19 protein-coding genes are annotated in these 20,476 nt (G+C 65.2%); 9 read left to right on the top strand and 10 right to left on the bottom strand.

The window, feature by feature from the left end:
• Nucleotides 1-229: 229 nt before the first annotated feature.
• Together B2R83_RS11620 and B2R83_RS11615 are read left to right on the top strand one after the other, a co-directional pair.
• Nucleotides 230-817 carry a hypothetical protein gene (locus B2R83_RS11620; protein WP_292041315.1) on the top strand — a complete coding sequence of 196 codons (588 nt, stop codon included), beginning with the start codon at nt 230-232 and terminating at the stop codon, nt 815-817.
• A 29-nt stretch (nt 818-846) separates the two neighbouring features.
• On the top strand, nt 847-1,500 hold the full coding sequence (locus tag B2R83_RS11615) for a hypothetical protein (protein WP_209587117.1): 654 nt from the start codon (nt 847-849) through the stop codon (nt 1,498-1,500).
• 181 nt (nt 1,501-1,681) lie between these two features.
• Here the strand turns inward: B2R83_RS11615 and B2R83_RS11610 are convergent, their stop codons facing one another.
• From B2R83_RS11610 to B2R83_RS11590, 5 genes are all read right to left on the bottom strand, one after another.
• Complete coding sequence (locus B2R83_RS11610; RefSeq protein ID WP_169728133.1) at nt 1,682-1,855, bottom strand: hypothetical protein; 174 nt, start codon at nt 1,853-1,855, stop codon at nt 1,682-1,684.
• A 226-nt stretch (nt 1,856-2,081) separates the two neighbouring features.
• Entirely contained in the window at nt 2,082-2,852 is a 771-nt protein-coding gene (gene rsmA / locus B2R83_RS11605) for a 16S rRNA (adenine(1518)-N(6)/adenine(1519)-N(6))-dimethyltransferase RsmA (RefSeq protein WP_292041310.1), read from the bottom strand.
• A 23-nt stretch (nt 2,853-2,875) separates the two neighbouring features.
• Nucleotides 2,876-3,925, bottom strand: coding sequence for a 4-hydroxythreonine-4-phosphate dehydrogenase PdxA (pdxA, locus tag B2R83_RS11600; protein ID WP_292041369.1), 1,050 nt, complete (start codon nt 3,923-3,925; stop codon nt 2,876-2,878).
• A 9-nt stretch (nt 3,926-3,934) separates the two neighbouring features.
• Nucleotides 3,935-5,329 (bottom strand): peptidylprolyl isomerase, encoded by a 1,395-nt coding sequence (locus B2R83_RS11595; protein WP_292041308.1) that lies wholly within the window; start codon nt 5,327-5,329, stop codon nt 3,935-3,937.
• Nucleotides 5,330-5,412: 83 nt separating this feature from the next.
• Nucleotides 5,413-7,692: an LPS-assembly protein LptD gene (locus B2R83_RS11590; protein ID WP_292041306.1), complete on the bottom strand. Its 2,280-nt coding sequence runs from the start codon at nt 7,690-7,692 to the stop codon at nt 5,413-5,415.
• A 96-nt stretch (nt 7,693-7,788) separates the two neighbouring features.
• Here B2R83_RS11590 and B2R83_RS11585 point away from each other — a divergent pair, with 96 nt between their 5' ends.
• From B2R83_RS11585 to B2R83_RS11570, 4 genes are read left to right on the top strand one after another with little or no spacing between them, the layout of a single operon-like run.
• A complete protein-coding gene (locus B2R83_RS11585) occupies nt 7,789-8,847 on the top strand; it encodes an aminoglycoside phosphotransferase family protein (RefSeq protein WP_292041305.1) in 1,059 nt (352 codons plus the stop codon).
• 16 nt (nt 8,848-8,863) lie between these two features.
• Nucleotides 8,864-9,583, top strand: a complete 720-nt coding sequence (gene murU / locus B2R83_RS11580; RefSeq protein ID WP_292041303.1) for an N-acetylmuramate alpha-1-phosphate uridylyltransferase MurU — start codon at nt 8,864-8,866, stop codon at nt 9,581-9,583.
• Nucleotides 9,580-10,923 carry an aminopeptidase P N-terminal domain-containing protein gene (locus B2R83_RS11575; RefSeq protein ID WP_292041302.1) on the top strand — a complete coding sequence of 448 codons (1,344 nt, stop codon included), beginning with the start codon at nt 9,580-9,582 and terminating at the stop codon, nt 10,921-10,923. The genes murU and B2R83_RS11575 overlap by 4 nt, the downstream gene beginning before the upstream one ends.
• Nucleotides 10,923-12,071, top strand: a complete 1,149-nt coding sequence (locus tag B2R83_RS11570; protein WP_292041300.1) for a UbiH/UbiF/VisC/COQ6 family ubiquinone biosynthesis hydroxylase — start codon at nt 10,923-10,925, stop codon at nt 12,069-12,071. The genes B2R83_RS11575 and B2R83_RS11570 overlap by 1 nt, the downstream gene beginning before the upstream one ends.
• Before the next feature lie 3 nt (nt 12,072-12,074).
• Here the strand turns inward: B2R83_RS11570 and B2R83_RS11565 are convergent, their stop codons facing one another.
• Nucleotides 12,075-12,299 carry a DUF7661 family protein gene (locus tag B2R83_RS11565; protein ID WP_292041298.1) on the bottom strand — a complete coding sequence of 75 codons (225 nt, stop codon included), beginning with the start codon at nt 12,297-12,299 and terminating at the stop codon, nt 12,075-12,077.
• A 209-nt stretch (nt 12,300-12,508) separates the two neighbouring features.
• On the opposite strand from B2R83_RS11565, the gene B2R83_RS11560 reads away from it, so the two are divergent.
• Entirely contained in the window at nt 12,509-13,708 is a 1,200-nt protein-coding gene (locus tag B2R83_RS11560) for an RNA-guided endonuclease InsQ/TnpB family protein (protein WP_209587108.1), read from the top strand.
• 162 nt (nt 13,709-13,870) lie between these two features.
• On the opposite strand, the gene B2R83_RS11555 is transcribed toward B2R83_RS11560, so the two are convergent.
• The 3 genes from B2R83_RS11555 to B2R83_RS11545 are packed head-to-tail and all read right to left on the bottom strand — an operon-like array spanning nt 13,871 to nt 16,793.
• Nucleotides 13,871-15,325: an NAD(P)(+) transhydrogenase (Re/Si-specific) subunit beta gene (locus tag B2R83_RS11555; RefSeq protein WP_209587107.1), complete on the bottom strand. Its 1,455-nt coding sequence runs from the start codon at nt 15,323-15,325 to the stop codon at nt 13,871-13,873.
• Complete coding sequence (locus tag B2R83_RS11550; protein WP_209587106.1) at nt 15,322-15,657, bottom strand: proton-translocating transhydrogenase family protein; 336 nt, start codon at nt 15,655-15,657, stop codon at nt 15,322-15,324. Before B2R83_RS11550 ends, B2R83_RS11555 begins: the two co-directional genes overlap by 4 nt.
• A 23-nt stretch (nt 15,658-15,680) precedes the next feature.
• A complete protein-coding gene (locus B2R83_RS11545) occupies nt 15,681-16,793 on the bottom strand; it encodes a Re/Si-specific NAD(P)(+) transhydrogenase subunit alpha (protein WP_292041292.1) in 1,113 nt (370 codons plus the stop codon).
• 246 nt (nt 16,794-17,039) lie between these two features.
• Between B2R83_RS11545 and B2R83_RS11540 the strand changes: the two genes are divergently transcribed.
• Both B2R83_RS11540 and mnmA read left to right on the top strand, forming a co-directional pair.
• A complete protein-coding gene (locus tag B2R83_RS11540; protein WP_292041290.1) occupies nt 17,040-17,522 on the top strand; it encodes an NUDIX hydrolase in 483 nt (160 codons plus the stop codon).
• A 15-nt stretch (nt 17,523-17,537) separates the two neighbouring features.
• Nucleotides 17,538-18,641, top strand: a complete 1,104-nt coding sequence (mnmA, locus tag B2R83_RS11535; RefSeq protein ID WP_292041288.1) for a tRNA 2-thiouridine(34) synthase MnmA — start codon at nt 17,538-17,540, stop codon at nt 18,639-18,641.
• Nucleotides 18,642-18,693: 52 nt separating this feature from the next.
• Here mnmA and B2R83_RS11530 read toward each other — a convergent pair whose 3' ends face one another.
• Nucleotides 18,694-20,454: a sensor domain-containing phosphodiesterase gene (locus B2R83_RS11530; RefSeq protein ID WP_292041286.1), complete on the bottom strand. Its 1,761-nt coding sequence runs from the start codon at nt 20,452-20,454 to the stop codon at nt 18,694-18,696.
• Between the last annotated feature and the right edge of the window lie 22 nt (nt 20,455-20,476).

Here is a 20,476-nt window from a genome sequence, read left to right as displayed (position 1 = left end):
GAAGATGGGTGCCTGGCCCAAGGATAGCGAGCACGCCCGTAGAAAGCAATCGGGCACTGCCCCCTGCTACCCACGGTTACAGCGTGATACAAAGGCAAACCGTCCAGTCGCTTGTTAAATGGACTAAAATGTTGGGCTAATATAATGTGGTCGTAGCTCGTCCACCAGCGTGTCCACAGCTCACTTGCACACGCTTGCACGTTCACCAGTCAGATTTTTTGGAGAAATTATGAAGAGTTCGTACCTGCGTGCCGGTGCTGCGCTGGCATGCGCGCTGGCGCTGTCCGCCTGCGGCGGCGGCGATGGCGACCGGGTTATTGGCGGTTCGTTTTCGGGCGTGACCAAGCCTGGCCTGGTCCTGCAGAACAATGGCGGCTCCGACCTTGTCATCAATCCGACCAACGGAGGTATCGGCAATTTCTATTTCCCTAACATGGTGGAAACCGATTCCGACTACAACGTGACGGCCAAGAGTTTCCCGAGCAATGCTGAAACTTGCACCGTAACCAACGGAAAAGGCAAGGTCGCCATCGACATCAACACCATCTACGTCGAGTGCACCATCCGCCAGCATGAGCTGAAGGGCACCGTCACCGGCCTCACCGGCAACCTGGTACTGGTCAACGGTTCCGACCGCGTCACGGTCGCCCCCGGCGCCACCTCCTTCAGCATGGCCAAGGTCAACGAAGACGCGCCCTACGGCATCGCCATCCTGACCCAGCCCGACAACCAGACCTGCACGGTTGCCAACGGCAGCGGCACCGTGGGCCAGGCCGACATCACCAACGTGACCGTGACCTGCGGCCCGCGTACTTGATCAACACTGTATATCCTGGAGCAAGCTTCATGAAGTTTTCCCTGATCCGTCCGGCAAGCATGCTGGCAATGGCAGCGGCCCTGGCATCCTGCGGTGGCGGTGGCGACGACGACAGTTTTACGGTGGGCGGCCGCGTCGCAGGTATCGTGTACCCGGGCATGACGCTGACCAATAACGGCACCGAGACCATCAACATCGCGCCGCCGGCCAAGGCTGGCGAAGAAGTCACGTTCAGTTTCGCCAAAAAGCTGGAGTACGGCGACACCTACGACGTGCGCATCACGTCCAATCCGCAGCACCAGGACTGCCGCATCTACCAATACGCGCCGAACAGCACGACCGGCACGGCCGGCCAGCTGGCCGTGATCAATGCCCGCTTCGAGTGCTTCATCCAGACGCATGCGATCGGCGGCGAAGTCACGGGCCTGACCAAGGACAATACCGGCCTGGTGCTGGCCAATGGCAGCACCACCGGCACCACCGTGATCATCCCACCTGAAGCCAACACCACCGGCGCCGCGTTCAAGTACTCGATGGTTGTGCCGGTGGAGTACAACCAGTCCTATGGCGTGACCATCGTGACCCAGCCAAAAGACGCCGTCTGCACGGTCCAGAACCCGACCGGCATCATGGGTGACGTCGATGTTACCAACATCAACATCACCTGCGTCCGCTCCTCATAAGATATTCGAAAAACTTATGTCGAATATGCGAAAGGAAAATTGGACTTATATGCTGTAACGCAGCATACTAGCTCCTGTCTCCTCCAACTCTCCTCAGAAAAGAATTGGATTTCAAGCCCGCTACCCAGCGGGCTTTTTTTTTGCCCGCCGCCCGGCGGTGGCCGGAAGGGGGCATCGGACATCAGGCCGGACGCTTGGCCGTGACCTTCACCACGGCGACCTGCGAGGCGCCCACCGACACCTGGGCATTGTATGCCTCGGCCGCGCGGCTGGTGGCGGCTTGCGCATAGCTGCTGACGCCGGCGAGGACCAGGGTGGCGAGGAAGATGGCTTCCATGTGCTTGAGGACGTTCATTTTGTGCTCCCTTCGGTGAATTGGTGGCCGCTTCGTGTGTCGTGCGGCTTGTCGATGGAAGCACTTTAGCCAAGGCGTCCCGCGGCTTCCACCGGGGTGCGACGGACTGCAGGAATTGGCGGATGAAGGGACAAAAAATGGGATACGCTGTCGTTGTGCAGCGCAATGTAGAGCAGGATTGAGGGGAGTTTGACTGGGCGGCAAGGCGCCGCCCAGCGCGGGACGATCAGAGCAGGTTTGCCAGCGCCACGTACTGTTCCAGGCCCACCGCTTCCGGCCGTGCGCCCGGATCGATCCCGGCTTCGACCAGCTGCGCCTCGGTGAACATGCCCGCCACGCAGTTGCGGATCACCTTGCGGCGCTGCGAGAAGGCCTTGGCCACGACTTTTTCCAGCTTGTCGCCGTCCACTTCCAGCTTCTGGCGCTTGGGGATCATGCGCACGATCGCCGAGTCCACCTGGGGCGGCGGGTCGAAGGCGGTCGGCGGGACGATGAACAGCAGGTCCATGTCGTAGCGCCACTGCAGCATCACCGACAGGCGGCTGTAGGCCTTGGTGCCCGGCTCGGCCACCATGCGCTCGACCACTTCCTTCTGCAGCATGAAATGCTGGTCCTCGACCAGCGGCGCGAATTCCGCCAGGTGGAACAGCAGCGGGCTCGAGATGTTGTACGGCAGGTTGCCGACCACGCGCAGCTTCCGGCCTTCCGGCACAGGAATGGAGCCGAAATCGAACTTCAGCGCATCGCCCGAGTGCACGGTGAGCTTCTCTCGCGGGTAGGCCTTTTCCAGGCGCGCCACCAGGTCGCGGTCCAGCTCGACGACGTGCATGTGGTCGAGCGACTTGAGCAGCAGCGCCGTCATGGCGGCCAGGCCCGGCCCGATCTCGACCATCGCCTGGCCGCGCTGCGGGCCGATGGCGTCGATGATGTTGTCCAGGACGAGTTTGTCGGTCAGGAAGTTCTGGCCGAAGCGCTTGCGTGCTACGTGTTTGCTCATGGTGTTCTAGTAGTTGTGTTCGTTCAGCGGCGGTGCGAGGCCGCCATCTGCATGGCGGCGCGGATCGCCTCCTCCATGCTGCCGCAGTCGGCCAGGCCCAGGCCCTGTGCCGCCAGGTCGAGCGCGGTGCCGTGGTCGACCGAGGTGCGCACGATCGGCAGGCCGAGCGTGACGTTGATGCCGCGCCCGAAAGTGGCGTGCTTCAGCACCGGCAGGCCCTGGTCGTGGTACATCGCCAGCACGCAGTCGGCATCCTGCAGGTACTTCGGCTGGAACAGGGTGTCGGCCGGATAGGGACCGCGCGCGTCGATGCCGCGCGCCCGTGCCGCTTCGAGTACGGGCGTGATGACCTCGATCTCTTCGCGGCCCAGGTAGCCGTTCTCGCCCGCGTGCGGGTTCAGGCCGGTGACCAGGATGCGCGGCGCGGCGATGCCGAACTTGTTCTTCAGGTCGGCGTCGACGATGTCGATCACCTGCGCCAGGCTCTCCGGCGTCAGCGCCGCCGGGACGTCCTTCAGCGGCAGATGGGTGGTGGCCAGCGCCACGCGCAGGTAGGGCTGCTCATTTCCCCCTGCCGCGCCGGGCTGCCCCGCCAGCATCATCACGACCTTCGGGGTGTCGGTCTTCTCGGCCAGGTATTCGGTATGGCCGGAAAAGGCCACGCCGGCGTCGTTGATCGTGCTTTTCTGGAGCGGCGCGGTAACGATGCCGTCGAACCAGCCACACTTGGCGCCTTCGATCGCGAGGTCCAGGGTCGCCAGCACGGCGCGCCCGTTCTCGGCATTCAGCAGGCCCGGGACCACGTGGGCGGCAAGCGGCACGTCGACGACGGCCAGGCGGTCCTTGCCGAAATGCGGCAGGCCGCCGTTGCGCAGGGCCTGGATCGACAGGGCCGACAGGCGGATGGCGGGATCGATCAGGCTGGCGGTGAGCGCCAGGAAGGCGGCGTCGCCGACCAGCACGCAGTTGGCGGATTCGCGCAGCGCCCAGGCCGCGCGGATCGAGATCTCGGGACCGATGCCGGCCGGCTCGCCGACCGTGACCGCGAGGGTGGGCCGGCGTCCGTTCGACATCAGCATGGCTTACTGCTCCTCGCGGAACTCGACGTAGGCGCGGTCGCGCACCTGGCGCATCCAGTCTTCCAGCGCTTCCTGCATCTTGCGTTCGCGCAGCACCTGGCGTGCATTGTTACGCTCGCGCTGCTTGCTCTGGTCTTCCGACTTGCGCTCGGTGACGCGCAGGATGTGGAAGCCGAACGGCGACTCGATGACGTCCGAGACCTCGCCCGGCTTCAGGGTGGACAGGGCCTGGTCGAATTCCGGACCGGCGTCGCCCGGCTCCAGCCAGCCCAGGTCGCCGCCCTTGGCCGCACTGCCCGGTTCCTGGCTGTTCTGGCGCGCCAGGTCTTCGAAGGTGGCGCTCTTGTTGACGATCTTTTCCTTCAGCTCGAGCAGCTTCTTCTTGACCTCGGCCGCGTTCATGGTCGGCGTCGGCTTCATGAGGATGTGGCTGACGCGGGTCTGCTGGACCACGGCGTCCTCGGGCGCGGCCTCGTCGGCCAGGTTGCGCTTGTCGGCCATCTTGAGGATGTGGAAACCGACGTTGGTCTTGATGATGGGAGTGACCTGGCCCTTGTTCAGCTTGCGCAGCTCGGTGGCGAAGATGGCCGGCAGGCGGTCCGGGTCGCGCCAGCCGATTTCGCCGCCCTTCAGGGCGTCGGGCGCGTCGGAATAGGTCGCGGCCATCTTGGCGAAGTCCGCGCCGGTGCGCAGCTGGCGCGCCACTTCGTCGGCGCGCGCGCGGCGTGCCGCGATCTGCTCGGGCGAGGCGTTCTCGGGCACCGCCACGAGGATCTGCGCCAGGTTCATCTCGACGCGCTCGGCCGCGGCAGCCTTGGAGGCGGCCAGGTAGGTGTCGATCTCGGCTTCCGAGACCTGGATCTTGGAGTCGACCTCGTGCTCGCGCAACTGCTGCATCATGATCTCGTTGCGGATGTCTTCACGGAACTGCCCGAAAGGCAGGCCCTCTTTCTCCATCTGGTTGCGCATCTCCTGCACCGACATCTTCTGGTTCTCGGCGATGCGGGCGATGGTGGCGTCGAGGCGGCGGTCATCGACGCGCACGCCCATTTCCTTGGCCAGCTGGAGCTGGGCGCGCTCGACGATCATCGCCTCGACCACCTGGCGCTCCAGGGTGGACTGGTCCGGCAGCTGCACGTTGCGCGCCTTCAGGTTCTGCGCGGTCTGGGCCACGCGGTTGCCCACCTCGTTTTTCGTGATCACTTCGTCATTGACGACGACGTGGATCGAGTCGAGCACCTTGGCATTGCTGGACGCCGGCGGCAGGAAGCCGCTGCCCGGCTTGGCGGCCGGCGTCGCAGCCGGCGCCGTGGCTTGGGCCAGAACCTGGCCCGCGGTCAGCGCGCACAGCAGGGTTGCGGCGAGCTTGATGGTGTGCAAACGGGTGGTACGCGTCATCTGGAAAGCACTCATTCAGGGTGAAGAATCATTCAATAGCAGCCGAGTAGTGTACTCCACGGCGTTTAAGGCGTCCTTAAATTTTAAGGCCGCCCCACATTGGTCGTGAGCTGCTGGTAGCCCGGCACGGCCTTGTTGAAGGCCTCGAGCGGGTTGCCCGAACCGAGGCGCGACAGGCCATTGAGCTCGAGCTGGAAGAAGATCGGCGTCGAGGTGGTCTGCGCCGCGGTCACGAAGCGCTGTGCACCGAAACGGAACACCCAGCAATCGGCCTTGTATTCCAGGCCGATCAGGCTCTCGAGCAGCTTGCCCTTGCCCGGCGTGACGCTGCCCACGGTGTACGAGCGCAGCGCATAGCTCACGCGCCCGACGCCGTACCAGCGCGAGGACAGCGGCCACTGCCCCGACAGGTCGACGTTGCGGAAGCTGCCGCGCTGGTAGCGGTATTCGGCGTTCAGGACCTTCATCGCGGCCGGGCGCCACTGCGTGCTCAGGTTCGAGCTGTACAGGTTGCTGCCGGTCGCGTCGTATTGTACGCCGCTGTCGAAGCTCCAGGTTTCGGAGATGCGGCCCGAGGCCGCCAGCAGCACGTCCGAGCGGCTCTGGTGCACCGGCTCGCCCGGCAGGCGCACGCGCGGCTCGTCGAAATAGATGCGCTGGCCGAAGGCCAGGCGCAGGCGCTCGGCGCCGTCGGACTGGATGAAGCGCGACACCACGGCGGCGGTCATCTGGTTGGCGTCCGACACCCGATCCAGCCCGACGAAGCGGTTCTCGCTGAACAGCTGGGCGTAGTTGAAGCCCGCGCGGCCGGTATCGAAGTTCGGGAACAGGCTCTGGTCCTTGTACGGCGTGTACACGTAGAACAGGCGCGGTTCCAGGGTCTGGGTCATGCTGTTCTTGAACAGCGTGGTGTCACGCTCGAACACCAGGCCGCTGTCGAGCGAGAAGGTATTCAGGCTGCGCGACAGCTTGGTCGGTCCGGTGTAGCCGTTGGCGCGGTCCAGGTCATACTTGGTATGGTGGCTGATGAGCTTGGGCGTGACGAACCAGCCCGGACGCACGAACGGGTAGCTGACCTGGGCCACGGCCACGGCGCGGTTGCCGCGCACCCAGTCCGGGTGCCAGAAGCTCACCGCCTCGGCATCCACCGCCCAGTCGAAGCCCTTGACGTCGTAGCGGCCGGCGTGGAAGTTAATCTGCGGCAGGCGGTCGTAGGGACGCGGCACCGTCAGGCGCGGGTCGCTGGCGGCCGCCGGGTCCTGCAGCACCTGGTAGTTCTGGGCGCGCGCGGAGAGGTTCCAGAACTGGCCGACGAAGTCGGTGCGCACCTCGCGCAGCAGCTGGCGCTCGGCGCTGGCCGCCACGGTGCGCGAGAAGTCGCTCGGGTATTCGTCGTCCGAAGCCGCATGCAGGTTCCAGCCGTAGGACCAGCCCGGGCCGAGGGCCTGGGTGTGCACTGAGTCGACGCGCCAGCGGTCTTCGCCGGTCTCGCGGTCCTTGCGCAGGCCCTCGACGTGCGTCTCGCCATTGTAGGCGCCCAGGTCGGTGACGCCGAGGTAGCGCCCGGTGGCGCCGAGCTGCAGGCCGCGGTCGAACATCATGCGCGGGTACAGCGTCAGGTCGCGGTTGGGGGCGATGTTGAAGTAATACGGCACCATGACCTCGGCCTTGCCCTTGGAGCCGAAGCCCACGGTGGGCGCCAGCCAGCCGGAGCGGCGCGCGCCCGACAGCGAGAACGACAGGGCCGGGGTGCCGATGATCGGCACGTCCTTGAAATAGATGACGGTCTTGCCGGCCAGGCCGACGTCGCGGCCGCTGTCCAGGCGCAGGGTGCTCGACTTGAGGTACCAGTCCGGGTCCGGGCCTTCGCAGGTGCTGTAGGTGCCGTCGCGCACCAGCGCCACGTCTTCGCCGAGGAAGTCGATGCGCGAGGCATTGCCCTGGGCGTTATTCAGCTGCAAACGGTACTCGGGACGCAGCACGTAGCCCTTGCCCGTCTCGAGGTTCAGCTGCAGCTCGTCGCCCTTGTAGCGGTCGCCGAAGCGCCACATGTTGACGTTGCCGACGGCCGTTACCTGGTCTTCGACGCGCTGGTAGCAGGCGGTGTCGGCAGTGAGGCGGGTCTGACCGCGTGTCAGTTCGACATTGCGTTCGAGGTTGATCTGGCGGTCTGGACGGCCGCTGATCTCCTCGGCGCGGATCGTGATCGGCAGGTCCTGTTCATCGCGAGATGAGCTCGACTGTGGCGTGGGAGCGACGTCCTGTGCATGCAGCGGCAGCGCGACGCCGGCGGCCGCACTGGCCAGTACATACAATGCGAGCGCTTGTCGCGGAGGAAATGGGTGGGCCGAAAACCAGCTCATGGAGAATCTGCGTGCGCCATAAAGGGCGGTATTTTTGGAATGAATCCCTTATTATATGGGAATAACTTTGATCAACCCGATTCACCAGGCCGCTTCATGTCTTCTTTGTATCAAAATTCTTCCACTTCCGCTGACAAGGACGCGCGCCTGCAGCAGCTGAACGAATGGCTGGCTTCGACCGGCCTGGTGGAAGTGGAAACCGGCCGCCCGGCATCCGCGGATGCCAGCTTCCGTCGTTATTTCCGCTACGACGTTGTTCCCGCCATGCGCGAGAAACTGGGCGCGACCCTGGTGGCCATGGATGCCCCGCCCGAGCGCGAGAACGTGCCGGCCTTCATCCATGTGCAGGGACTCCTGCTGGATGCCGGCGTCACGGTGCCGGCGATCGTCGCTAGAGCCGTCGAGAGCGGCTACCTGCTGCTGTCCGACCTCGGCGTGACCACCTACCTGCAGCGCCTGGACTCGGACAATGCCGCTTTCATGTACTCGAGCGCGGTCGACGCCCTGCTCAAGTTCCAGCTCGCCAGCGAGCCCGGCAAGCTGCCTGAATTCGACCGCGCCTTCGTGCTGCGCGAGATGAATCTGTTCCCGGAATGGTATATCGGGCGTCACCTGGGTGTGACCCTGAACGACAAGCAGCAGAAGCAGCTCGATGGCGTGTTCGAGGCGATCACCGCCAACGTGCTGGCGCAGCAGCAGGTCTACATGCACCGCGATTTCCATTCGCGTAACCTGATGTGGCTCGAACAGGGCAACCCGGGCGTGCTCGACTTCCAGGACGCCGTCTACGGCCCGATCACCTACGACCTGGCTTCGCTGCTGCGCGACGCCTACATCCAGTGGGACGAAGAGATCGTGCTGGACTGGGTGGTGCGCTACTGGCAGAGCGCCAAGCAGGTCGGCCTGCCGGTGAACCCCGACATCGACGCCTTCTACCGCGACTTCGAATTCATGGCCCTGCAGCGTCACCTGAAGATCCTCGGCATCTTCTGCCGCCTGAACTACCGCGACGGCAAGCCGCACTACCTGGGCGACCTGCCGACCGTCATGGATTACGTGCGCCGCACCGCTAACCGCTACACCGAACTGAAACCGCTGCTGCGCCTGCTCGATTCGCTCGAGGACAAGGCGCCGCAGGTCGGCTACACCTTCTGAGGACGATTCCTTTCTCATGAAAGCCATGATTTTCGCCGCCGGCCGCGGCGAGCGCATGCGCCCGCTCACGGACGCCTGCCCCAAGCCGCTGCTCAAGGTGCGTGGACGGCCGATGATCACCTACCACGTGCTGAACCTGGTGCGCGCCGGGATCAAGGACATCGTCATCAACCACTCGCACCTCGGCCACATGATCGAGGACGTGCTGGGCGACGGCAGCAAGTACGGTGCGCACATCGTGTACTCGCACGAGCCGACCCCGCTCGAGACTGCGGGCGGCATCGCCAATGCCCTGCACCTGCTGGGCGACGAACCCTTCCTGGCGGTGTCGGGCGACATCTACGCGCCCTACTTCGACTTTTCCCAGGTGTTCGACGTCCTGAAGGACAAGGACATGCTGGGCATCCCCTACCCGCCGGACAAGCGCGACATCGCCTGGCTGTGGCTGACGCCGAATCCCTGGCACAACCCCGAGGGCGACTTCGCGCTCGACATGTACACCCTGCGCAACGACGGCCCGGCCAAGTGGAACTTCGCCGGCATCGGTGTCTATCGCCCCGAGATGTTCGAGGGGATCAAGGCCGGGGACTTCGTCAAGTTCGGGCCCCTGATGCGCAAGTTCATCGAGCAGGGCCGCGTGGGCGGCGAGCTGTACAACGGCCAGTGGGTCAACGTCGGCACCGCCCAGCAGCTGGAAGAACTCAACGCGCCGCTGGCGGCCAAGACGGGGTCATGACGGCCGCGGTCGCGCGCCATATCGAACGCCGTGCTCGCGTGGCGGCGCGCATGCAGCCAGGATCGGTCGCGGTGCTGGCCACCGCGCCGGAAGTGCTGCGCAACGGCGACAGCGACTATCCCTACCGGCACGACAGCTATTTCTATTACCTGACCGGTTTTACCGAACCGGAGGCGGTGCTGGTGTTGCTCGCCCCTTCGGGCGACACGCCTGCGCGCTCGATCCTGTTCTGCCGCGAGAAGAATCCCGAGCGCGAGATCTGGGACGGCTACCGCCATGGACCGGAAGCGGCGCGCATCGCCTTCGGTTTCGACGAGGCCTATCCGGTCGGCGAACTCGATGCGCAGATGGGCAAGCTGCTGGCCAACGTGCCGGCGCTGTACTACGCGCTGGGCCACAGCGCCGCCCTCGACGCCCAGGTTGCAAGCTGGCTCAAGGCCGTGCGCGCGCAGGGCCGCAGCGGGATCACGGCGCCCGGCAGCACCCACCACCTGCTCGGCATGCTCGACGAGATGCGCCTGCTGAAGGATGCGGACGAACAGGCGCTGATGGCGCGCGCCGCCGGCATCGCCGCAGCCGCCCACGCCCGTGCGATGCGGTTTACGCGTCCCGGCGTGTTCGAATACGAGATCGAGGCCGAGCTGCTGCACGAATTCCGCCGCAACGGCGCCCAGTTCCCGGCCTATACCCCGATCGTCGCTTCCGGCGCCAACGCCTGCGTCCTGCACTACAACCAGAACGACCGCCAATGCCGCGAGGGCGAGCTGGTGCTGGTCGATGCCGGCTGCGAGCTGGATGGCTATGCCTCGGACATCACGCGCACCTGGCCGGTGGGTGGCCGTTTCAGTGCGCCGCAGAAAGCCTTGTACGAGCTGGTCCTGCGCGCGCAGGAAGCGGCATTCGCCGCGATCGCGCCCGGACAGCCGTACAGCGGCATGCACGAGGCGGCGGTCAAGGTGCTGGCCGCGGGCATGCTCGATATCGGCCTGCTCGACAAGCAAAAATACGGTTCGCCCGAAGATGCGATCGCCGACAAGGCGCACCTGCAGTTCTACATGCACGGCACCGGCCACTGGCTCGGCATGGACGTGCACGACGTCGGCCCTTACCGCGACCTGAGCGTGGCCGACAAGCCCTCGCGGCCCCTGCTGCCTGGGATGGCGCTGACGGTGGAGCCGGGCATCTACGTGCGTCCGGCGGAGGGCGTGCCGGAAGCGTATTGGAACATCGGCATCCGGATCGAGGACGACGTGATCGTCACGGACGACGGCTGCCAGGTGCTCTCGGGCGATGCACCGAAGGGCGTGGCCGAGATTGAGAACATGATGAAGGAGCGCTGATGGCGGACGAAGGCATTGACGTCGATGTGGCGATCTGCGGCGCCGGTCCGGTCGGACTGGCGCTGGCGGCCTTCCTGGTCCGGCGCGGCGTCGAGGGCAAGCGCATTGCCCTCATCGACGGCAAGTCGCTGGGCCAGGCGATCACCGATCCGCGCTCGATCGCGCTGTCCTGGGGCAGCGTGCAGCTGCTCGAAGAAGTGCGCGCCTGGCCGCTGCCGGCCACGCCGATCCACGAGATCCACGTTTCGCGCCGCGGCCAGCTGGGCCGCAGCCTGATGGACCGCGCCGAGCACAGGCTGCCGGCGCTGGGCTATGTGGCGCGCTACGGCGACGTGGTGGATGCGCTGGCGCGCGCCTGCGACAAGGCCGGCGTGGCGACCCTGCGCCCGGCCCGCGTCGCCTCCTTCGACGAAACGGACGATGGCGTGGCGCTGTGCCTCGACGACGGCCGCACCGTGTTCGCCCGGGTGGCGGTGCAGGCGGAAGGCGGCGTGTTCGGCCAGCAGGAAAGCAAGGCGCAGCAGCGCGACTATGGCCAGACCGCCCTGATCGCGCGCGTGAGCGTGAGCGAGCCGCTTGCCCACCGCGCCTTCGAGCGCTTCACCGACGAGGGCCCGCTGGCCCTGCTGCCGCAGGATGGCGGCGATGGCCACCAGTATGCGCTGGTGTGGTGCATGCGGCCGGAACGGGCGCTGGATGTCCAGCTGCTCGACGATGCCGGTTTCCTGGCCCAGCTGGGCGAGGCCTTCGGCACCCGCCTCGGAAGGTTCACGTCGGCCTCGCCGCGCGTCGCCTTCCCGCTCGGCCTGAACGCCGAAGCGCGCGCCACCGCGCGGACGGTCGCGATCGGCAATGCCGCCCAGACCCTGCACCCGGTCGCCGGCCAGGGCCTGAACCTCGGCCTGCGCGACGCCGCCGTACTGGCGCGCCAGCTGGGCCGCGGCGCCACCCCAGGCGCGCTCGAGGGCTTCATGCGCGAGCGAGCCCAGGACCGCAGTCTGACGATTTCCCTGACCGACACGATGGCCCGCGCCTTCACCGGCGGCGGCCCGCTGCAGCCCCTGCTGGGCCTGTCGCTGGCGGCGCTGGACGTCGTCAAGCCGGCCCGCCTGCTGCTGGCCGACCTGATGATGTTCGGCCGCCGCTAGGACCTAATTTGCAGGGAGGCGCTCGACCGTATTGCGCCTTGGGGTCGCGTCTTCATGGAACAGGTCGGCCAGGTAGTCGGCCAGCCCATCCTCGGTGACATCGGCGGGAACGATGAAATCGGCCAGCCGGCGCGTGCCGTCGTTGCCGGGATAGAAGGCCTGCCATGCACCTGGCTTGCCGCTGATGGCAACCAGGGTGCCGAAGACATTGAAACGAAGCGCGTTCATCGATGAGGGTTTTAACGGTTAGTCAGAAACTTATCTAGTTTTGCACGATCTCATCCTGTAATGAATAAACTGGCCGCAATCGGTATCGCTGCCGTCGCCTTTGGGAGTCTCGCTCAGCACATTATGGCGCTGGGAGGCTAGGGACAGGTTCTGTAGCTACATAAACCAAAGCTGGTTGACGGGATGCGGCAGACGGTAAAGGATGTGTAATGTTCGTAGCTCATCGCATCCGGCTCGATCCGAATAATGTACAAGCGACCTACTTCGCGCGTGCGGCTGGCATTGCCCGTTTCGCCTACAACTGGGCTCTGGAGGCATGGAAGAAGCAACATGAAGCCTGGAAAATGGATCCAACGCTGCCAAAGCAAAATGAAGGAGCATTGCGTCGCCAACTTAACGCCATCAAGCGCGAGCGGTTTCCTTGGATGCTGGAGGTGACGAAGAACGCGCCACAAATAGCGATCATGCAGCTGGGGCGTGCTTTCGAAAACTTCTTTGCCAAGCGCGCCGGGTTTCCAAGCTTTCGCAAAAAAGGACGGGACGACCGCTTTAGCTTATCCAACGATAAATTTCGCATTCAAGACAAGCGCATCCGCATCCCGAAACTCGGATGGGTCCGGATGCACGAGACACTGCGCTTTGCAGGCCACATCGTATCGGCATCAATTTCGCGCGTGGCCGATCATTGGTACGTCAGCATTACCGTGGACACGCCTGAGCCTTCAGGACCGCCAGTCGAAAACCAAGGCGCGGTCGGGGTGGACTTGGGCATTACGACGCTGGCAACGCTGTCGACGGAAGAAAAGTTTGCAGGGCCGAAGGCGCTGCGGACTTTGCTGGAGCGTCTGCGGCGCCTGTCGCACAGTTTTTCGCGCAAGGTGAAGGGCTCGCGCAATCGCGCCAAGGCCAGGCTGAAACTGGCCAGATTGCATGAGAAGGTCGCCAACATGCGACGTGACAGCCTGCATAAACTTAGCAACAGCATCACGCGACGATTTCACACGATCGGTATCGAAGACCTCAATGTGGAAGGCATGATGGCGAATTCCCGCCTGGCCCGGGCCGTTTCCGACATGGGTTTTCACGAGCTGCGTCGCCAACTGGAGTACAAGTCAGCCTGGCGAGGCGGGCATGTGGTCATCGTCGATCGCTGGTTCCCAAGCAGTAAATTGTGCTCTTGCTGCGGCGACAAGCGGGAGTCGCTCGACTTGAGAACAAGGCATTGGACCTGTTCAGGTTGCGGTACGCAGCATGACCGCGACGTCAACGCGGCGATCAATTTGAGGAATATGGCGGTGAGTTCCACCGTGTCTGCCTGTGGAGGGGAAGGCGCTGGCCACGTGCCTGAGCGCGTGGCGAAACCGGCCCCGGTGAAGCAGGAATCCAACGGTAGAGCTGGCCCGACGTAGCTCTGCGTAAGTTTGGATGAACGGATTAGGGGCAGCGTCGAATGATTCGCCAGGCATCCTGGATCAGTTGAGGAGGCGCCATGTTTGATTCAAGCGCGACCGATCGCGGGATCACCTGGAAAATAATTCAACACTGACCCTAATGAGGTTTGCAAGATTTGATCAGTCGACGGCCTTGACCATCGATTCGATCACCTTCTTGGCGTCGCCGAACACCATCATCGTGTTCGGCTGGTAGAACAGATCGTTATCCAGGCCGGCATAGCCGGAGGCCATCGAGCGCTTGTTGACGATGATGCTCTTGGCCTTGTAGGCCTCGAGGATGGGCATGCCGGCGATCGGCGACTTCGGGTCCTTGGCGGCGGGGTTGACCACGTCGTTCGCGCCCAGCACCAGCACCACGTCGGTCTGGCCGAACTCGCCGTTGATGTCTTCCATCTCGACCACCTGGTCGTAAGGCACCTCGGCCTCGGCCAGCAGCACGTTCATGTGGCCCGGCATGCGGCCCGCCACTGGGTGGATCGCGTAGCGCACCTGCACGCCGTGCTCGGTCAGCTTGTCCACCAGTTCCTTCACCGAGTGCTGGGCGCGCGCCACCGCCAGGCCGTAGCCGGGAACGATGATCACCGATTCCGCGTTCTGCAGGATGAAGGCGGCGTCGTCCGCCGAGCCGGACTTCACCGGGCGCTGTTCCTTCGCCGCGCCATCGTCCACCGCCGCCTCGCCGCCGAAGCCGCCCAGGATCACGTTGAAGAAGGAGCGGTTCATCGCCTTGCACATGATGTAGGAGAGGATCGCGCCGCTCGAGCCCACTAGCGAACCGGCGATGATCAGCATCGAGTTGTTCAGCGAGAAGCCGATGCCCGCCGCCGCCCAGCCCGAGTACGAGTTCAGCATCGAGACCACCACCGGCATGTCGGCGCCGCCGATCGGGATGATGATCAACACGCCCAGCACGAAGGACAGCGCGGCCATGATGATGAACGGCGTCCAGCTGGGCGCCACGCCATCGGCGAAGCAGAACACCAGCCCGAGCGCGATGATCGCGATCGCCAGCACCAGGTTCAGGATGTGCTGTCCGGCGAAGCGCACCGGCGCGCCCTGGAACAGGCGGAACTTGTATTTGCCCGACAGCTTGCCGAAGGCGATCACCGAACCGGAGAAGGTCACCGCACCCACGAAGGTGCCGATGAAGAGTTCGAGGCGGTTGCCGAAGGGCAGCGGGGTGTCGCGCGTGGCGATGTTGAAGGCCCAGGGCTCGGACACCGCGGCGATCGCGATGCACACGGCGGCCAGGCCGATCAGCGAGTGCATCGCCGCCACCAGCTCCGGCATCTTGGTCATCTCGACCTTCTTTGCCGCCACCGCGCCGATCGCGCCGCCCACCACCACCCCAAGAAGCACCAGGGTGAAACCCATGCCGCCGGTGGCGAGTTGCGCCTGCAGCTTGAACATCAGGGCGATGGTGGTCAGGACGGCAATCGCCATGCCGGCCATGCCGAAGGTATTGCCGATGCGCGCCGTGGACGGCGAGGACAGGCCCTTGAGCGCCTGGATGAAGCAGACCGAGGCCACCAGGTAGAACAGGGTCACGACGTTCATGCTGATGAAGTTCATGCCTGTTCTCCCGCGGCCGAACCCGGGGCCGCCTTGGCCGCCTTCGGCTCCTTCTTCTTGAACATCTCGAGCATGCGGCGCGTGACCATGAAGCCGCCGAAGACGTTCACCGCGGCCAGCGCCACCGCGACGGTGCCGGCCACCTGCCCGGCCAGGCCTTCGGTAAGGCCGGCGGCCAGCATGGCGCCGACGATGATGATGGCCGAGATCGCGTTGGTCACCGCCATCAGGGGCGTGTGCAGCGCGGGAGTGACGTTCCAGACCACGTGGTAGCCGACGTAGATGGCCAGCACGAAGATGATCAGGTTGATGATGGTGTGGCTGATTTCCATGCTTCGCTCCTCGGGTCCTGTTCTTAGGTACGCAACACAGCGCCGTCCGCGCACACCAGCGTGGCGCGCACGATCTCGTCCTCGCGGTCGATCACGAACCGGTCTTCCTTGTCGATGACGAGCTTGAGGAAGTCCAGCACATTGCGGGCATACAAGGCGGAAGCGTCGGCCGCCACCATCGAGGCCAGGTTCGGCTCGCCGATGATGACCACGCCATGCTTCACCACCGTGCGGCCCAGCTCCGTGAGCGGGCAGTTGCCGCCCTGCTCGACCGCCATGTCGACGATCACCGAGCCCGGCTTCATGGCCTGCACCGTCTCTTCGCCGATCAGGGTCGGCGCCTTGCGGCCCGGGATCAGGGCGGTGGTGATGATGATGTCGGCCAGTTTGGCGCGCTCGTGCACCAGCGCCGCCTGGCGCTGCATCCAGCTGGCCGGCATCGGGCGCGCATAGCCGCCCACGCCCTGTGCAATCTCGCGTTCCTCTTCGGTTTCGTAGGGCACGTCGATGAACTTGGCGCCGAGCGACTCCACCTGCTCCTTCACGGGCGGGCGCACGTCCGAGGCTTCGATCACGGCGCCCAGGCGCTTGGCGGTGGCGATCGCCTGCAGGCCAGCCACGCCCACGCCCATGATCAGCACGCGCGCGGCCTTGACCGTGCCCGCCGCCGTCATCAGCATCGGCATGAAGCGCTGGTAGGTGTTCGCGGCCAGCATCACGGCCTTGTAGCCGGCGATGTTGGCCTGCGAGGAAAGCACGTCCATCGACTGGGCGCGCGTGATGCGCGGCGCGGCCTCGAGGGCAAAGGCGGTCAGGCCGGCGCCGGCGAGCGCCGCCAGGTTCTCGGTATCGAAGGGATTGAGCATGCCGACCAGGACGCTGCCCGGACGCATCCGGGCGCGCTCGGCGCCGTCCGGGCTGCGGACCTTGAGCACCATGTCCGCGTCGAAAGCGGTGGCCGCGTCGACGATGGTGGCGCCGGCCGCCTCGTACGCCGCATCGGGGTAGGAAGCGCGCACCCCGGCGCCGCTCTCCACTAGCAGCTGGTGATTCGCAGCCAGCTTCTTGACGGTTTCGGGAGTTGCAGCAACGCGGGTCTCGCCCGGCCTGGTCTCGGCCGGTATGCCAATTCTCATGAATCCCTCCGTTCAGTGGACACATCGGTCCACAATCTATCATGTAATTACGCTAATTGCTCAAAAACAAATACTAAAAGCAATATTTGATTGTCACGAAAACCCATCACTGTAACGGGCGCCAGGAATCATTTGTTTGCAATGAATCAAGGCCATTTAACGACAGGCAAGCGCACCGTAGCGGAGGTGGATGAGCAGAGATGCCTCCTGTCAAGGTAAAATATCGGCTCATTTTCAAGGACGCGCATGACCGATATCTTCAAACCATCCGTGACCGTCGCCGCGATCATCGAGCGCGATGGACGCTTCCTGCTGATCGAGGAAGAGACGAGCGAAGGCGTGAAGCTGAACCAGCCGGCCGGGCACCTCGACCCGTACGAGTCGCTCGAGCAGGCGGTGGTGCGCGAGGCGCTGGAGGAAACCGCGCACGAATTCATCCCGACCGCGCTGGTGGGCATGTACATGTCGCGCTACCATTCGAAGTCGCGCGGCGCCGACGTCACTTACCTGCGCTTCACCTTCTGCGGCCATGCCGGCCGCGAGCTGGACCAGCCGCTCGACGAAGGCATCCTGCGCACCATGTGGATGACGCGCGACGAGATCGCCGCCACCGCCGAGCGCCACCGCAGCCCGATCGTGCTGCAGTGCGTGGACGACTACCTGGCCGGCCATCGCACCCCGCTGCGCCTGCTGTACACCCACCCCTCGGTTTTCGAGGGTGGAATCTAAGAATACGGACGTAACATGAGCAAGAAAAAAGTCGTGATCGGGATGTCGGGCGGTGTCGACTCCTCGGTCGCGGCGTGGATGCTGAAGGAACAGGGCTACGAAGTCATCGGCCTGTTCATGAAGAACTGGGAAGACGACGACGATTCGGAATACTGCTCGACGCGCCAGGACTGGATCGACGCGGCCAGCGTCGCCGACGTGGTCGGCGTGGACATCGAGGCCGTCAACTTCGCCGCCGAATACAAGGACCGCGTGTTCGCGGAGTTCCTGCGCGAGTACCAGGCCGGCCGCACCCCGAACCCGGACGTGCTGTGCAACGCCGAAATCAAGTTCAAGGCCTTCCTCGACCATGCGATGAAGCTGGGCGCCGACCTGATCGCGACCGGCCACTACGCGCGCGTGCGCGAGAACGACGGCCGTTTCGAACTCCTGAAGGCATTCGATCACACCAAGGACCAGAGTTACTTCCTGCACCGCCTCAACCAGGCCCAGCTGTCGAAGTCGCTGTTCCCGCTGGGAGAAATCCCGAAGACCGAAGTGCGCAAGATCGCCGAACGCCTGGGCCTGCCGAACGCGCAGAAGAAGGACTCGACCGGTATCTGCTTCATCGGCGAGCGTCCTTTCCGCGAGTTCCTGAACCGCTACCTGTCGCACAAGCCTGGCCCCATGAAGCTCGACACCGGCGAGACCGTGGGCGAGCACATCGGCCTGTCCTTCTACACCCTGGGCCAGCGCAAGGGCATCGGCATCGGCGGCCTGAAGTCGCGCAAGAACGCGGACGGCACCAGCGAGCCGTGGTTCGTGGCGCGCAAGGACGTGGCCAGCAACACGCTGTACATCGTGCAGGGGCACGACCATCCGTGGCTGCTGTCGCCGCACCTGGAAGCCGGCCAGGCCAGCTGGACCGCGGGCGAAGCGCCTGCTAGTGGAAAAGCTTTGTCGGCCAAGACCCGCTACCGCCAGGCCGACGTGGCCTGCACCGTGCATGCCGAGGGCATGGACCGTTTCGCGCTCGATTTCGAGGAAGCGCAGTGGGCGGTCACGCCGGGGCAGTCGGCCGTGCTGTATGACGGCGACGTGTGCCTGGGTGGTGGGATTATCGATTCGAACGCAGCGTGATGTCGTAGGGGTGATCTGGTCCAGTGGACCAGATCACGCTCTGCCGTCCACCCTACCTTGCAGCGAGCCACTCTGCCAGCGCCGCCGGCGCCATCGGCCTTCCATAGTAATACCCCTGCGCCTCGTCGCAGCCCGCCGCGCGCAGCAGCTGCGCCACCTCCTCCGTCTCCACGCCTTCCGCCACCACCCGGTGGCCGAGGTCGTGCGACAGCTTGATCATGGTCGTTACCAGGGCAAGGGTGCGCTCGTCCTTTTCCATGCCGCGTACGAAAGACTGGTCGATCTTGACCACGTCCGCCGGCATGTCCTGCAGGTAGGACAGGCTGCTGTAGCCGGTGCCGAAGTCGTCGATGGCGATCTTCACGCCGCCCTCGGCCAGCCGCGCCATCGTGTCATGCGCGATCTTCGGCTTGCGCATCAGCGCGCTTTCCGTCATTTCCAGCGCCAGGCAGGCGGCCGGCAGGCCGTGCCGCGCCAGCCCTTCCAGTACGCGGTCGCTGAAGTCCGGTTCCTCGAGGTTCACCGCGGAGACGTTGACGGCGACCTGCAGCGACACGCCATCAAGGCGCCAGGCCGCCAGCTGGCGCAGCGCCGCCTCCAGCACCCATTCGGTGGTGGCGCGCGCCAGCGCGGTGGTTTCCACGATCGGCATGAATTCGCCCGGCGGGATCGGACCGGCGTCGGGATGGGTCCAGCGCAGCAGAGCTTCCACGCCGAGGCAGCTGCCATGGTGCAGGGAGACCTTGGGCTGGAACACGAGATGCAGCTCGCTCGCCTGCGCCAGCGCGCGTCCGAATTCGCTGATCAGCCAGAAGCGGTGGCGGTAGGCGGCATCCTGCTCGGGCGAATACACGCGCAGGCCGGATTCGGCGTCGCGCGCATCGTGGGCGGCGCTGTGCAGGTTGCGCAGCACGTCGAGCGGCGCGTCCTGGCCCACTGCGAAGCGGACCAGGCCGACCGTGGCCGTGGTCAGGAAGCCCGCCTGCCCCATCGGCTTGCGTTCGTCCAGCCAGGCCATCAGGGCGCCGCTGAAGCGCGCCAGGGACAGGCCGAGCGGCGCCAGGAAGGCGAACTGGGTCGGCGCGACGTGGTAGACCTTGCCGCCGCCGGCCAGTCTGCGCAGGGCCGGCACGGCAGCGCGCACGATGTCGTCGAGCCAGGTGCCGCCCATCACCCGCATGGCGTCGCTCAGCTCTTCCGGTGTGGCCAGGCTGACCAGGGCCGCCAGCTGGGGCGCCCCCTCGGCCGTGACCAGGCCCAAGTCGCGCACGTCGCTGACGAACTGGTTGCGGTTGGGCAGGCCGCTGACCGGATCGATCCGTCCCAGCGCGTGCTGCAGCTCGATCTGCGCCATGACCATGGCCGCCAGGTCGGCCAGCGTGGCGCGGTCAGCGTCGCTCACGCGGCGCGGCTCGGTACCGAGCACGCACATCGCGCCCAGGCAGTGCCCGGTTTTCGTCACCAGCGGCGCGCCCAGGTAGAAACGGATTCCGCTGTCGGCCAGCAGGCTGTCGCGGAAGCACTCGCTTTCCAACAGGTCCGGCACTTCCAGCATCCGGCCGCTGTCGGCCACCGCGGCGCAGGGCGCCTTGATGCGCGGGATCGTATCGTGCGCGACACCCACCTTCGACTTGAACCACTGGCGGTCGCTATCGGTCAGCGACACCGCCGCGATCGGTAGCTGGAACAGCTGCGCGGCCATGCGTGTGATGCGGTCGAAGGCTTCGCTGGGGGCGGTGTCGAGCAGCTCCAGCTGGCGCAGGGCTTCCAGCCGGCTGGCTTCCTCGAGCGACGGGTCATACAGTGAATTCATGGGCGGCCTTGGCAGTCGCACA

Source organism: Massilia sp. UBA6681, from assembly GCF_002454935.1.
Lineage (GTDB): Bacteria > Pseudomonadota > Gammaproteobacteria > Burkholderiales > Burkholderiaceae_D > Telluria > Telluria varians.
This window is presented reverse-complemented; position numbering and strand designations above follow the sequence as displayed.

Bases quoted from the DNA above. Each gene is read 5' to 3' on its own strand.
- B2R83_RS11620 (WP_292041315.1), top strand. From the start codon at position 230: ATGAAGAGTTCGTACCTGCGTGCCGGTGCTGCGCTGGCATGCGCGCTG.
- B2R83_RS11615 (WP_209587117.1), top strand. From the start codon at position 847: ATGAAGTTTTCCCTGATCCGTCCGGCAAGCATGCTGGCAATGGCAGCG.
- B2R83_RS11610 (WP_169728133.1), bottom strand. From the start codon at position 1,855: ATGAACGTCCTCAAGCACATGGAAGCCATCTTCCTCGCCACCCTGGTC.
- rsmA (WP_292041310.1), bottom strand. From the start codon at position 2,852: ATGAGCAAACACGTAGCACGCAAGCGCTTCGGCCAGAACTTCCTGACC.
- pdxA (WP_292041369.1), bottom strand. From the start codon at position 3,925: ATGTCGAACGGACGCCGGCCCACCCTCGCGGTCACGGTCGGCGAGCCG.
- B2R83_RS11595 (WP_292041308.1), bottom strand. From the start codon at position 5,329: ATGACGCGTACCACCCGTTTGCACACCATCAAGCTCGCCGCAACCCTG.
- B2R83_RS11590 (WP_292041306.1), bottom strand. From the start codon at position 7,692: ATGAGCTGGTTTTCGGCCCACCCATTTCCTCCGCGACAAGCGCTCGCA.
- B2R83_RS11585 (WP_292041305.1), top strand. From the start codon at position 7,789: ATGTCTTCTTTGTATCAAAATTCTTCCACTTCCGCTGACAAGGACGCG.
- murU (WP_292041303.1), top strand. From the start codon at position 8,864: ATGAAAGCCATGATTTTCGCCGCCGGCCGCGGCGAGCGCATGCGCCCG.
- B2R83_RS11575 (WP_292041302.1), top strand. From the start codon at position 9,580: ATGACGGCCGCGGTCGCGCGCCATATCGAACGCCGTGCTCGCGTGGCG.
- B2R83_RS11570 (WP_292041300.1), top strand. From the start codon at position 10,923: ATGGCGGACGAAGGCATTGACGTCGATGTGGCGATCTGCGGCGCCGGT.
- B2R83_RS11565 (WP_292041298.1), bottom strand. From the start codon at position 12,299: ATGAACGCGCTTCGTTTCAATGTCTTCGGCACCCTGGTTGCCATCAGC.
- B2R83_RS11560 (WP_209587108.1), top strand. From the start codon at position 12,509: ATGTTCGTAGCTCATCGCATCCGGCTCGATCCGAATAATGTACAAGCG.
- B2R83_RS11555 (WP_209587107.1), bottom strand. From the start codon at position 15,325: ATGAACTTCATCAGCATGAACGTCGTGACCCTGTTCTACCTGGTGGCC.
- B2R83_RS11550 (WP_209587106.1), bottom strand. From the start codon at position 15,657: ATGGAAATCAGCCACACCATCATCAACCTGATCATCTTCGTGCTGGCC.
- B2R83_RS11545 (WP_292041292.1), bottom strand. From the start codon at position 16,793: ATGAGAATTGGCATACCGGCCGAGACCAGGCCGGGCGAGACCCGCGTT.
- B2R83_RS11540 (WP_292041290.1), top strand. From the start codon at position 17,040: ATGACCGATATCTTCAAACCATCCGTGACCGTCGCCGCGATCATCGAG.
- mnmA (WP_292041288.1), top strand. From the start codon at position 17,538: ATGAGCAAGAAAAAAGTCGTGATCGGGATGTCGGGCGGTGTCGACTCC.
- B2R83_RS11530 (WP_292041286.1), bottom strand. From the start codon at position 20,454: ATGAATTCACTGTATGACCCGTCGCTCGAGGAAGCCAGCCGGCTGGAA.